The sequence below is a fragment of the Amycolatopsis jejuensis genome, from assembly GCF_000717335.1.
GTDB classification, from domain to species: domain Bacteria; phylum Actinomycetota; class Actinomycetes; order Mycobacteriales; family Pseudonocardiaceae; genus Amycolatopsis; species Amycolatopsis jejuensis.
In genome coordinates this window covers 1-12,197 of sequence record NZ_JNYZ01000008.1, presented here as the reverse complement: position 1 = coordinate 12,197, position 12,197 = coordinate 1, and the positions used below count along the sequence as shown (strand labels likewise).

Below are 12,197 nucleotides of genomic sequence, written 5' to 3'. Positions count from 1 at the left end.
GACAAGAGGGGACGAACGTATGGCCGTCGGTGTGCTCGGCACCGGTTCCTATTTGCCCGAACGGGAGGTTTCCAGCGCCGACGTCGCGGAGCGCGCCGGCGTCGACGAGGAATGGATTCTGCGCAAGACCAAAATCAAAACGCGAAGATTCGCGGCCGAAGACCAGGCCACGTCCGACCTCGCGGCCCACGCGGGCAGCGCGGCGCTCGCCGCGGCGGGGGTGAAAGCCACCGACCTGGACATGATCGTCGTCTCGACGTCCACTCCGGACTCCCCGCAGCCACCCACCGCGTGCCTGGTGCAAAACCTGCTCGGCGCGTGGCAGGCGGCTGCCTTCGACCTCAATGTCGTGTGCAGTGGCTTCATTTACGGCCTCGAACTCGCGCGCAGCCTGGTCGCCGCCGGTACCGCACGTCGCGTGCTGGTGATCGCGGCCGACCTGTATTCCCGGTCGATCGACTTCTCCGACCGGCGGACCGCTGTGCTGCTCGGCGACGGCGCGGGCGCGGCGGTCGTCGGTGAAGTGGCCGACGGCTACGGCATCCGGCACACCGAACTCGTGGCGCGGGGCGACCTGCAGCAGCTCATCCGGGTCGAAGCGGGCGGGAGCCGGATCCCGACGTCGCATCAGACCGTCGACGAGGACCGGCACTTCTTCCGGATGGAGGGCAGGCAGGTCCGCGATTTCGTGCTGGAGCAGGTTCCGCCCGCGATGGCCCGGACCGTCGAAGCCGCGGGAGCCGCACCCGGCGACCTCGCGCACGTCGTGCCGCACCAGCCCAACGGTGCACTGCTCGACGAGCTCGAGAAACAGGCCGGGTTCAGCAGCGCGCGGATGCATCGCACTGTCGAGCACTTCGGCAATGTCGGGAGCGCCTCGGTACCGGTGACCCTTGATGCCGCCGCGCAAGCCGGCGAGCTGCACGACGGCGATCTCGTCCTGCTGTCCGCATTCGGCGGCGGGATGGCGATGGGGCACTGCCTCCTGCGCTGGCACGCTCCCGCAACCCACTGACCGCGAAAGGGACAACTCCATGGCAGCCGTTCTCGACGGCACCGAAGCACGTTCCCCCGACGAACGCGTCGAGGCGCTCGCCGACCTCGGTACGACCGTTGTGCGGCAACGCAACGACGGCGCTCTGTGGGCGACCGCGGACCTGCGCGGGGTGCCGTCGGTCGTGTTCTCGCTGGATCACCGCATCCAGGGCGGCGCGATGCACGAGGGCAACTGCGCGATCATCGTCGCGGCGTACCGGCACGCGCTGCGGGAGGGGCTTCCGATCGTCGGGCTGTGGCATTCCGCCGGGGCGCGGCTGCAGGACGGGATCGGCAGCCTGCACGCGGTGGCGCAGGTTTTCCACGCGATGACGATGGCGTCGGGCCGGATTCCGCAGATCTCCGTGGTGGTCGGCGCGGCGGCGGGCGGGGCCGCGTACGGGCCGGGGCTCACCGACGTCGTGATCATGGCGCCGCACGCGCGGGTTTTCATCACCGGGCCGATGATCATCGGCGAGGTCACCGGGGAACGGATCGACGCGGTCAGCCTCGGCGGCCCGGACGCGCACAGCCGGGAGAGCGGGGTCGCCCACGTCGTCGCGGAGTCCGAAGTGGACGCTTACCGCAAGGCGGCGGCGCTGGCCGAACTGCTGGGCGCACCGGGTAAAACGGCTCAGGTGCGCGACCGGTCATTCAGCGGCCTGTTGCCGGAGCGGGCGCAGCGGGCGTACGACATCCACCCGGTGCTCGCGCGTCTGCTCGACACCCAGCCGCTCGAATTGCAGGCGGGCTGGGCGCGCAGCGTCGTGACGAGTCTCGGCCGGATCGGCGGCGGGTCGGTCGGCGTGGTCGCGAGCAATCCGTTGCACCGCGGCGGATGCCTGGACTCGCGGTCGGCGGAGAAGGCGGCGAGGTTCGTGCGGATGTGCGACAGCCTGGGCGTTCCGCTGGTGGTGCTCGTCGATGTCCCGGGTTACCTGCCGGGTGTCGCGGAGGAGCAGGGCGGGGTGGTGCGCCGGGGCGCGAAACTGCTGCACGCGTTCGCCGAGGCCACGGTCCCGCGGGTCACCGTGGTACTCCGCAAGGCGTACGGCGGAGCGTACATCGCCATGAACTGCCGCGGGCTGGGCGCGGACCGGGTTTATGCCTGGCCACAGGCGGAAATCGCGGTGATGGGGGCGACGGCGGCAGTGCGGCTGCTGCATCGCCGCGAGCTCGCCGCGGTACCCGATCACGAACGGCCGCCGCTCGAAGCCCGTCTTACCGACCGGCACCGCGCCGAAGCCGGGGGACTGGCTGCGGCAATCGAAGCACAGGTCGTGGACGAGATCATCGACCCGGATCGCACCCGCACCGCAGTGGCCGCGGCACTCGCCGACCTTCCGCCGCGGCGCGGCGAGCACGGGAACATCCCGCTGTGAACGAGATCCGCGCCGAACTGGTCGCCACCGTCCTCGACATCACCGCCGAAGCCGGGCAGCGCGTGTCCCCGGGAGACCCGGTGCTGCTGCTCGAATCGATGAAAATGGAGATCCCGGTGCTGGCCGAGGCCTCCGGGATGATCGGCCGGATCGCCGTGGCGCGCGGGGAGGTCGTGCGGGAGGGCACGGTGCTGGCCGTGCTGGTCCCGATCCCGTGAGCGGGAAATGGACCCTGCTCGCGGTGGTCGGCGCCGTACAGCTGGTGCTCGCCGCCGACACGACCATGATCAGCATCGCGATGCCGTCCGTGCAACACGATTTCCAGGTCTCGGACGCGTCGAGGCAATGGGTCGTCAGCGCCTACACCGTGGTGTTCGCCAGCCTGATCCTGCTCGGCGGGCGGCTCGTCGACCGGTTCGGCCGGAGAACCGTGGTCGTCGCCGGCGCGCTCGGGTTCGCCGTCTCGATGATCGTCGTCGGGACCGCCGCTGACGTGGGGGTGCTGATTGCCGGCCGGGCCGCGGAAGGTGCGTTCGCCGCGGCACTGACCCCGGCCAACCTTTCCGTGCTCTCGCGGGCTTTCCCCGATCCGCGGGAACGGGCGCGGGCCTTCGGGGTGTTCGGGGCCGTCCTCACCTCCGGCGGCGGGTTCGGGCTCGTCGCGGGCGGGGCGCTGACCGAGTTCAGCACCTGGCGCTGGTGGGTCTGCGTGAGCGCGCCGATCGCGATCGTGGCGGCGGCGGTGGCGTGGAAGCAGTTGCCGAGGGAACGGGGGGACCGCAGCGTGCGGCCGGATCTGCCGAGTGCGCTGCTGAGCACCGGCGGGTTCGTCACGCTGGTGTGGGCGCTGGCCGAAGGCAGCGGCGGCCGGTGGGGATCGCCCCTGGTACTCGGCTCGTCCGGCCTCGCGGTGGTGCTGCTCAGTGCGTTCGTGCTCCGGCAGCGGACCACGGCCCAGCCGCTCCTGCCCCTGTCGCTCCTGCAGGACCGGCGCCGGATCTCGGCTTACGTGGCGGCGGCCGGCATCGGGTTCGGCCTGCTCGGCATGTTCCTGCTGCTGAGCTACCAGTTCCAGCAGGCGCTGGGGTTCGGCGCGCTGCTCACCGGACTGGCGTTCTTCCCGATGCTGGTGGCCAATGCCGGCGTCGCGACCTGGTACACCCACCGGCTGCTCCGCCGCCGCGGGCTCAGCGTCACCCTTGGCGGCGGGTTCCTCCTGCTCGCGGCAGGCACCCTGCTGCTGAGCCAGGTCACCGCGACCAGCTCGTACTGGTGGCTCATCCTCCCCGCGGAGGTCGTGGTCGGCTTTGGGGCGGCGTTGACCGGGCCGCCCGCAATGAGCATGGCGACCGCGGAGGTCGGGGTGCGCGACAGCGGGATTGCGTCGGCGTTTTTCAGCACCAGCCAGATGGTCGGCACATCGGTCGGGGTCGCCGTGCTGAATACCATTGCCACGCAGAGTGGCGGTTACGCGACGGCATGCTTGTGGGCGGCGGTGATCCTCTGCGGAGTGGGAGCCGTGGCGGTTTTGCCGGGGCGGGTGCGCGTGTAAGAGGTCAGAGGTCCGCGACCGTACGGAAGCCGACGTTGCCGCTGGAACTGTCCGGGGTGTTGGACGTCCGGGCGGCGACCCGGTAGCGGTTGCAGTACGAGTCGTGGCAGAGGTAGGACCCGCCGCGCATCGGGCGGGCCTGCTGGTCCTCGGAAAACCAGCCCGCGCACCATTCCCACACGTTGCCCGAGACGTTGTACAACCCGAAACCGTTGGGCTGGAACGCATCCACCGGTGCGGTGCCGACGTGACCGTCTTCTGCCGTGTTGTGCACCGGGAACCGGCCCTGCCAGATGTTGCACTGGTGGACGCCGCCGGGGGTCAGGTCGTCGCCCCAGGGGTAGCGGGCCTGGTCGAGGCCGCCGCGGGCGGCGTATTCCCATTCCGCTTCGGTGGGGAGGCGGCGGCCCGCCCAGCGGCAGTAGGCGGTGGCGTCGTTCCAGGACACGTGGACGACGGGGTGGTCGCCGCGGTCCTCGACGGTGCTGCCGGGGCCTTCGGGGGCCTGCCAGAACGCCCCGGAAACTCCGCACCACCACGGCGCCTGTTCGGGTCGCGGCGATTGCTTGCGCAGTTCTCCGGGGACGAATTTCGCGAATACGAACGTCCAGCCGAACTGTTCTGCTTCGGTGCGATAACCGGTGGCGTCGACGAATTCGGCGAACCGGGTGTTGGTCACGCAATACGCATCGATGGCGAACGGTCCGACGGTGACTTCCCGCACCGGGCCTTCGTGGTCTGCGGGAAAACCGTCCTCGTCGGCGGTGCCCATCCGGAAGGTGCCGCCGGGCAGCGTGCGCAGGCCGTCCGAGCCGACGCCGTCTCCCGGTCGTACCTGGTCAGTGGCAACCGTTCCGGCTTCCGGCCGCGACGGGGGACAACATGCAGACAACGCCAACGCCTCCTCGGACTCGGGCCCCACTGTAACCGTGAACTGCCCGGATAGAATGCGGAAATGCCGCGCAAGATCATTCTCGACTGCGATCCCGGGCACGACGACGCGATTGCGCTCCTGCTCGCGCACGGGAATCCGGAGGTCGACCTGCTCGCGGTCACGACGGTGTTCGGGAACCAGACCGTGGACAAGGTCACCCGGAACGCGCTGGCCGTCGCGCGGGTCGCCGGGATCACCGGGGTCCCGTTCGCGCGTGGCATGCACCGGCCGCTGGTCCGCCCGATCCGGACCGCGCCGGGCATCCACGGCGAGTCGGGCCTCGACGGCCCGGTGCTCCCCGAACCGGCCATCACCCCGGACCCGCGGCACGCCGTCGACCTCATCATCGACACCGTGCTGGCACACGCGCCGGGCACGGTCACCCTGGTCCCGACCGGCCCGCTCACCAACATCGCACTGGCCGCGCGCAAGGAACCCCGGATCGTGCCGCGCGTGCGCGAGGTGGTGCTGATGGGCGGTGGGTACCACACCGGCAACTGGAGCGCGGTCGCCGAGTTCAACGTGGTGGCCGACCCGGAGGCGGCGCACATCGTGGTGCACGAGGACTGGCCGGTGGTGATGGTCGGGCTGGATCTCACGCACCAAGCGCTGGCCACGCCCGAGGTGCGGGCGCGGATCGCGGAGGTGGGCACCGGACCGGCCCGGTTCGTCGGCGGGCTGCTGGACTTCTTCGGGACCGCTTACCTTGCGGCACAAGGGTTCCCGCATCCGCCGGTGCACGATCCGTGCGCGGTCGCGTACGTGATCGACCCGGACGTGATGACCACCCGGCGCGTGCCGCTGACCGTCGAGCTGACCGGTACGCACACGCTCGGCATGACCGTCGCGGATTTCCGCGCCGAGCCGCCGCCGGAGTGCCACACGAGGGTGGCCGTCGACCTCGATCACGGCAGGTTCTGGGCACTGGTGGCGGACGCTCTGGCACGCATCGGCTAGAAAGTCTCGCGCCGGATCAGCTCGGGCGTCAGCAGCCGTCGCTCGAACGGGATTTCGCGCAGCAGGCAATCGATCAGCCGCACCATTTCCTCCCCGGTGACTTCGGGCCGCACCGCGCTCGTGGACAGGCCCGGGCGCACGTACCCGGCCAGCGGCACCTCTTCGCACACCACCACCGGGACCTGCCGCCCGCCGAGCGCGGACAGCGCCCCGAGCGCCATCGGAGTGGTTGCCACGACGAGGGCGTCGACCTCCTGGCCGAGCTGCGCGACCGCATCCCGCGCGCCCTCGAACCCGTAGCCCACCGCGACGACCCGGGCACCGTCCGCACCGGCGGCCAGCTGGCGGGCGATCGGGCTCTGCACGTCGCCGACCAGCAGCGCCGGGGACGACGCACCGGCGTCGGCGAGCGCGCGGAAGGCCGACCGGGTGACTGCGCTGTGGTCGGTGTGGACCGCGGTCATGCCCTCGACCCCCTGCTCCACCCCGGTGACGATGGCGAGCCCCTTGGCCGCGCACTCCCCGACGGCTGCCCGGATCGAGCCGGTGGACACGTCGTCGGCGGTGGCGAGCACGATCCCGTCGACGCGGTGCTGCGGGAGCTTGCGCAGCACCGCCTCCAGCCGCGCGGTGCTGTGCCCGAGGTCGTGCAGCTGCACGCCGAGCCCGCGCTGCTCGGCCGCGGCGACGACGGACTGTGCGAGACATCCGTGGAACGGCTGCGAAATGTCCCCCACGAGCAGGGCGATCATCCCGGTGCGCCCGCTGCGCAGGCCGCGCGCGACGCTGCTCGGCGCGTACCGCAGCTCCCGTGCGGCATCGAGGACGCGGTTGCGGGTGTCGGTGGTGACCCGGTCGGGCTCGTTGAGCACCCGTGACACGGTCGTGCGGGAAACCCCGGCGCGGCGCGCGACGTCGAGGATCGTGGCGGGGGAGCCGGCAGCATCGGTCACGCGCTGATCATACTGAACGCCATTGCTGCGCCCCGGATTTGCCGCATACCCCGCCCGCCGCGGCCACTGCGCGCCGCAGCGCGGTTTCCTTCGCGTGCCCGGTCGCGAGCAGGGCCGCCAGGGTGCCGGTGAAGGAATCTCCGGCGCCGGTGGTGTCGACCGGCTCCAGGCGGGTCGCGGCAACGCTCAGCTCGCCCCAGCGGGCACCTCTCGCGCCGAGGGTGGTGCACCGGCGGGAGGCCGGGACGGTGTCGCCGAGTTCCGCTGCTTCGAGTTCGTTCACCACGATGACGTCGGCGAGGGCGAGTATGTCGTCCGCAGGCCGCCAGGGCGACGGATTGACCAGCACCGTCGCGCCTGCCTCCTTCGCTTGCTTGGCAGCGGAAAACACCGTGTGGTGGGGGAGCTCGAACTGCAGTGAGACGACGTCGTCGTTGCTGAGCCCGAGGTCGTCGAGGGCAGGCTGCACGTGCGCATTGGCTCCTTCCGAGACGACGACGATGTTGTCGCCAGCCGCGTCGGTGAGCACGACCGCCGAACCGGTGGGGGTGTCCGGCACGGTGTCGATGTGGGTCGTTTCGACGCCGGATGCCTTGAGGTGCGCCAGGTAGCGCCCGCCGTCCGGTCCGACTGCGCCGAGCATGAGCACTTCTGCTCCGGCACGCGCGGCAGCCACGGCTTGGTTGCCGCCTTTACCGCCGGGCAGGACGACCTTCGTCGGGGCGGCCACCGTTTCGCCGGGCCGGGGCAGGTGCGGCAGGCGGAGAACGGTGTCGAGGTTGAGCGACCCGACGACGATGACCCGGCCGGTCACGAGAGGGTGTCCAGGAACAGATCGCGGTACCGCGGACCGTCCACGTCGATCACGATGTCGACCTGCCCGTCGCTCGCTCCCCGGCGGAAGTCCACGATCGTCCGCCCGCGGGTTTCCGGTCCCTGCAAGGCAACGGACACGGGTGCGCGCCGCACGACGGCGCCGTCGGGATCGATGACGGCGCACACAGTCCCGGCGTCGCCGATGGCCGCTGCGCCTTTCTCACCGGTCCGGCCCTGGTCGTCGCCGACGGTGGCGAGGTGTGCGAGCAACGCTCCGGCCGTCGCCTGCAGCGGGGATTCGGCGGCGGAGAGTTTCGCGATCGTGTCGGCGTCGCAGGTCACGCGATAGAAGGGCTCCAAGCCGTACATCGTGGCCGGAACACCGCTGCGCAGGACGATTTCCGCCGCTTCCGGGTCGTGCCACACATTGAATTCGGCCGACGCGGTGGCGTTGCCGAGGCCGATTGCGCCGCCCATGAACACGATCCGGGCGATGTTCGTGGCTGCTTCGGGGTACATCCGCAGGAGCATCGCGATGTTCGTGAGCGGGGCCAGCGCGATGATCGTGACCGGTACCGGGGCTTCGGTGAGGAGACGGCGGAGGTATTCGACCGCGTGACAGTCCTCGACCTGCCGGTTGTGGGGCGGCAGGGTGAGCCCGGCGAGACCGTTCCGGCCGTGGACGTAGCTCGCGTCGCGCGGCGGTTCGACGATCGGGTGCGGCATTCCCGCGGCGACCGGGACCGTCGTGTTTCCGGCGAGGGCGGTGACGGCGAGCGTGTTCTCCACGACCTGGCCGAGCCCGGCGTTGCCCGCCACGCAGGTGATCGCGCGGACGTCCAGCGCTGGATGCCGCAGGGCGAGCATGATGGCCAGTGCGTCGTCGATCCCGGTGTCGACGTCGAGGACGACGGGAGTGCTATTCATGGGCGAGTACCGCTTTCGCATAGTCATCGAGGTCGTCGGTGGCCGGGTGAACCGTGATCTCGATGCGGTCGAGCACCTTTTCCGGTAGTGCGAATGGTGGGGTGAATCGGTTGCTGAAGGTGCTGCCGGGTACCTGGGCGACATCGAGGCCCCAGAACGACAAATGCGCTGACGTACGAGGAATTCTCCCGTGTGCCAATGCTTCTCCGGCCGCGAACAGGACGACGTCTGCCGAGCCGTCATCGTCGGTGCGGAGCCGGAATCCGGCCGGTCCGGGGGCGGGGAGGGGGGCGTTGACGAGGACGTGGTCTTGCAGGTGGCGGTGCTCGAAGATCAACTGTCCATTGTGGAGGTACAGCAGGTAGCCGCCTTGCGCGTTTCCGCTGGACAGCAGGATTCCGTCGGCTGTTCCGGTGAGGTGGGCGACGACGTCGACGTCGCGGTTCGAGCCGGTGACCGCACTGGAAAAGGGAAGGTGCGACTGGCCGGGCCGGAGCGTGATCGTCTTCTCCGCGTACAGGCCGATCGGGCCGCGTTCGGAAATGAGGTCCCGCAACGGGCGGTCGTCGAGCGGGAATACGTCGTTGCGGCCCGCTTCGCGCCACCACAACTGCTGGAGTTCGCGTAATTTACCGGGTTCCGCCGATGCGCGGTCGACGGATTCGGAAAAGTCGGCCCGGGTGTCGTACAGGCGCCAGGTGTCCTGCTCGTACGGCGTTCCGGTTTCATGCGCGGTGACGGCCTTCCATCCGTCGTGCCACACGGCGCGGTGCCCGAGCGTTTCCCAGTACTGGGTCGTCCGGCCGGCTTTTGCGCCGGGGTCGGTGAAGGCAGCCGCGACGCTTTCGCCGTCCATGGCCGTACCCGGATCGAGGTGCAGGAGGTCGAGGAGGGTGGGCGCGACGTCGACGGCGTGGACGAACTGGTTCCGGATCCCGCGGGCACCCGAACCGGGCCGGGAAACGACGAGCGGGGACCGGACACCCCCGAGGTCGACGAACTGCTTGTACCGCCGGAACGGCGTGTTCCCGGCCATCGCCCAGCCCTCGGGGTAGTGCGCGCCGCCGGCCGGGCCGCCGATGTCATCGAGCAGGGCAAGCTGCTCGCGGACTTCGCGCCGGACGCCGCTGTACGGGGCATTCGTGTCGACGTCGCCGGTCGGCCCGCCTTCGCGGCTCGCGCCGTTGTCGGAGAGGACGAGGACGATGGTGTCGTCGAGGACCCCCAGTTCGCCGAGCGCGTCGAGCACGCGGCCGAGCTGCGCGTCGGCGTGTTCGAGGAACCCGGCGAAGGCGGCCTGCAGGTGGGTGAACAGGAGTTGTTCGTCCTCGCCGAGGTCGTCCCAGCCGCGGACGCCGTCGTTGCGTTCGGTGAGCGTGGTTCCGGCGGGGACCAGGCCGAGGTCGATCTGCCGGTGCAGCCGGTCGTGGCGGGTCCGGTCCCAGCCCTTGGCGAAGATCTCGGTGTACTTCTCGATGTACTCCTTCGGGGCTTGGAAAGGCGCGTGTGTCGCGCCGAATGCGAGCTGGAGGAAGAACGGGCTCTCCGGGCGGAAGGTCGTGTGGTCCCGGACGAAGGTGATGGCGTGGTCGGCGAGGTCCTCGCTGAGGTGGTAACCCTCGCGCCGCGGTACCGGGATCTGGTGGTTGTCCTCGAAGAGCTCGGGTTCGTACTGGTCGGTGCAGCCGTCGAGGAAGCCGTAGTAGCGGTCGAACCCGCGGGCGAGCGGCCAGTTGTGGTGCGGCCCGGCAGGCGTGATCTCGTGCAGCGGCGCGAGGTGCCATTTGCCGGCGAGGTAGGTGCCGTAACCGTTGGTGCGCAGGATCTGGGGCAGGAGTTCGACGTCGGGCCGGACGCTGCCGCGCGAGTTGGGGAATCCGGTGTCGGTGTCGGCGAGGAACCGCATGCCGACCGCGTGGTGGTTGCGGCCGGTGAGGAGCGCGGCGCGGGTCGGCGAGCACAGCGGGGTGACATGGAAGTTGGTGAAGCGGAGGCCGTTGGCGGCGAGCGCGTCGATGGCGGGAGTGGCGATTTCGGAGCCGAAGCAGCCGAAGTCGCTCCAGCCGGTGTCGTCGAGGACGACGAGAAGGACGTTCGGCCGCGTCGCGTCCCGGCTCGGCGCCGGGGGCCACCACGGGGTGGATTCCGCCACGGTGGTGCCGATCTTGCCGGCGAATGCGGGGTCAGTCATCGACGCGGGCTCCCTGGTGACGAGGTTTCACGCTGCGTGCGGCGAGGAAGGCGGCCACCGCAACGACGACGAGGTACAGCGACACCGGCCACGTGTGGCCGTGGGACGAACCGGTGAGGGCCTGTGCGATGAGCGGCCCGAAGCCGCCGCCGAGGACGGTGCCGAGCTGGAATCCCAGCGACATCCCGGAGTACCGGACCTCCCTCGGGAACAACGCGGCGAACAGGGTGGCCTGACCGGCGAAGAGCCAGCCGACGATGATGCCGCCGACGCCCGTCGCGACGAACAATCCGCCGACGGTCTTGGTGCCGATCAGCCAGAACATCGGGAACGCCCACAGCGCGAGGGCGGCGAGCCCGAGCGAAACCACGCGTTTCTGGCCGATCCGGTCGCCGAGCATCCCGGCGAGCGGGGTGGTGGCGAAGTTGGTGACCGAGGAGAAGATGTTGGCCAGCAACACGATCGTCGGATTCATGCCGAGCACGCCGGAGGCGTACCCGAGCACGAAAACGCCCTGTACGAGGCCCAGCGTGGTGTCGCTGGTGTGCACGAGCGCGGCGGCGCCGATCTGCTTCGGGAACCTCCGGACCGCCTGCCACACCGGCAGCCTGGCCTCGGCGCCCGCGGCTTTCATTCGGGAGAACTCCGGCGTCTCGGCGACCTTGATCCGCAGGAACAGGCCGACCACCAGCAGCAACGCGCTGGCGAGGAACGGGATCCGCCAGCCCCAGGCGAGGAGCTCGGCGCGGCTGAGGGTGGCGGTGAGGATGGCGACGCTGCCGGAGGAGAGGATCACGCCGACGGGGGCACCGGCCTGGACGAGGCTGCCGTAGAGGCCTTTCTTGTGCTCGGGCGCGTGTTCGACGGCGAGCAGCGCGGCACCGCCCCATTCCCCGCCGATGCCGATCCCCTGGACGATGCGCAGCACGACGAGCAGCACCGGCGCCGCCGCCCCGATCTGCGCGTAGGTGGGGAGGACGCCGATCAGGAGCGTGACGGTCCCGGTGAGCAGGAAGGTGAACAACAGCAAGGGTTTACGCCCGACGCGGTCCCCGAAATGCCCGAGGACGATGCCCCCGATGGGCCGCGCGACGAACCCGACGGCAAAGCTCGCGAGCGACAGCAGCCCGGAGACGGCGGTGTCGTGCGCGGGGAAGAAGAGCGGGCCGAGTACCAGCGCGGAGAGCGTGCCGTAGACGAAGAAGTCGTAGTACTCGAGGATCGAACCGACAGTGCTCGCGGCGACCGCGGTCCGCGCCGAGGCAGCGGCCGAGGTCGGGGCGGGGGGGATGCCCGTTGTGCTGTTCATGGGAGTCCTCAGTGGGGGCGAGCCAGTGATGGGATCGATCCCGGAATCGATTCCAGGATGGTAGGCGATGGGGTGGGGCGGTGTCCAGCGGGTGCTTGCGGGACGTTTTGTGGCGGGACGGCGGGGTGGTGGGGTGGGAGT

Annotated in this window: 11 protein-coding genes; 5 read left to right on the top strand and 6 right to left on the bottom strand. The window is 70.3% G+C overall.

Annotated features, from left to right (window positions below; genetic code table 11):
* The first annotated feature begins 19 nt into the window (after positions 1 to 19).
* The 4 genes from OO71_RS11570 to OO71_RS11555 are packed head-to-tail and all read left to right on the top strand — an operon-like array spanning position 20 to position 3,969.
* Complete coding sequence (locus OO71_RS11570) at positions 20 to 1,015, top strand: 3-oxoacyl-ACP synthase III family protein (RefSeq protein WP_033289729.1); 996 nt, start codon at positions 20 to 22, stop codon at positions 1,013 to 1,015.
* 19 nt (positions 1,016 to 1,034) lie between these two features.
* Positions 1,035 to 2,417: an acyl-CoA carboxylase subunit beta gene (locus tag OO71_RS11565; RefSeq protein WP_033289728.1), complete on the top strand. Its 1,383-nt coding sequence runs from the start codon at positions 1,035 to 1,037 to the stop codon at positions 2,415 to 2,417.
* Positions 2,414 to 2,635 carry a biotin/lipoyl-binding carrier protein gene (locus tag OO71_RS11560; RefSeq protein WP_033289727.1) on the top strand — a complete coding sequence of 74 codons (222 nt, stop codon included), beginning with the start codon at positions 2,414 to 2,416 and terminating at the stop codon, positions 2,633 to 2,635. Before OO71_RS11565 ends, OO71_RS11560 begins: the two co-directional genes overlap by 4 nt.
* A complete protein-coding gene (locus OO71_RS11555; protein WP_033289726.1) occupies positions 2,632 to 3,969 on the top strand; it encodes an MFS transporter in 1,338 nt (445 codons plus the stop codon). Before OO71_RS11560 ends, OO71_RS11555 begins: the two co-directional genes overlap by 4 nt.
* 4 nt (positions 3,970 to 3,973) lie before the next feature.
* On the opposite strand, the gene OO71_RS11550 is transcribed toward OO71_RS11555, so the two are convergent.
* Positions 3,974 to 4,861: a formylglycine-generating enzyme family protein gene (locus OO71_RS11550; RefSeq protein ID WP_033289862.1), complete on the bottom strand. Its 888-nt coding sequence runs from the start codon at positions 4,859 to 4,861 to the stop codon at positions 3,974 to 3,976.
* 63 nt (positions 4,862 to 4,924) lie between these two features.
* On the opposite strand from OO71_RS11550, the gene uriH reads away from it, so the two are divergent.
* Positions 4,925 to 5,860 (top strand): uridine-preferring nucleoside hydrolase UriH, encoded by a 936-nt coding sequence (gene uriH, locus OO71_RS11545; protein ID WP_033289725.1) that lies wholly within the window; start codon positions 4,925 to 4,927, stop codon positions 5,858 to 5,860.
* Here the strand turns inward: uriH and OO71_RS11540 are convergent.
* Genes OO71_RS11540 through OO71_RS11520 form a run of 5 tightly spaced genes read right to left on the bottom strand, consistent with a single transcriptional unit; the run spans position 5,857 to position 12,056 of the window.
* A complete protein-coding gene (locus OO71_RS11540; RefSeq protein WP_033289724.1) occupies positions 5,857 to 6,813 on the bottom strand; it encodes a LacI family DNA-binding transcriptional regulator in 957 nt (318 codons plus the stop codon). The genes uriH and OO71_RS11540 overlap by 4 nt on opposite strands.
* Before the next feature lie 7 nt (positions 6,814 to 6,820).
* Positions 6,821 to 7,627, bottom strand: coding sequence for a ribokinase (locus OO71_RS51595; RefSeq protein WP_033289723.1), 807 nt, complete (start codon positions 7,625 to 7,627; stop codon positions 6,821 to 6,823).
* Positions 7,624 to 8,556, bottom strand: coding sequence for a nucleoside hydrolase (locus OO71_RS11530; protein WP_033289722.1), 933 nt, complete (start codon positions 8,554 to 8,556; stop codon positions 7,624 to 7,626). Before OO71_RS11530 ends, OO71_RS51595 begins: the two co-directional genes overlap by 4 nt.
* Positions 8,549 to 10,747 carry an arylsulfatase gene (locus OO71_RS11525; RefSeq protein WP_033289721.1) on the bottom strand — a complete coding sequence of 733 codons (2,199 nt, stop codon included), beginning with the start codon at positions 10,745 to 10,747 and terminating at the stop codon, positions 8,549 to 8,551. The genes OO71_RS11530 and OO71_RS11525 overlap by 8 nt, the downstream gene beginning before the upstream one ends.
* On the bottom strand, positions 10,740 to 12,056 hold the full coding sequence (locus OO71_RS11520) for an MFS transporter (protein ID WP_051791449.1): 1,317 nt from the start codon (positions 12,054 to 12,056) through the stop codon (positions 10,740 to 10,742). The genes OO71_RS11525 and OO71_RS11520 overlap by 8 nt, the downstream gene beginning before the upstream one ends.
* Between the last annotated feature and the right edge of the window lie 141 nt (positions 12,057 to 12,197).

Coding starts and splice junctions, on each gene's coding strand:
- OO71_RS11570 (WP_033289729.1), top strand. CDS start 20: ATGGCCGTCGGTGTGCTCGGCACCGGTTCCTATTTGCCCGAACGGGAG.
- OO71_RS11565 (WP_033289728.1), top strand. CDS start 1,035: ATGGCAGCCGTTCTCGACGGCACCGAAGCACGTTCCCCCGACGAACGC.
- uriH (WP_033289725.1), top strand. CDS start 4,925: ATGCCGCGCAAGATCATTCTCGACTGCGATCCCGGGCACGACGACGCG.
- OO71_RS11530 (WP_033289722.1), bottom strand. CDS start 8,556: ATGAATAGCACTCCCGTCGTCCTCGACGTCGACACCGGGATCGACGAC.
- OO71_RS11525 (WP_033289721.1), bottom strand. CDS start 10,747: ATGACTGACCCCGCATTCGCCGGCAAGATCGGCACCACCGTGGCGGAA.
- OO71_RS11520 (WP_051791449.1), bottom strand. CDS start 12,056: ATGAACAGCACAACGGGCATCCCCCCCGCCCCGACCTCGGCCGCTGCC.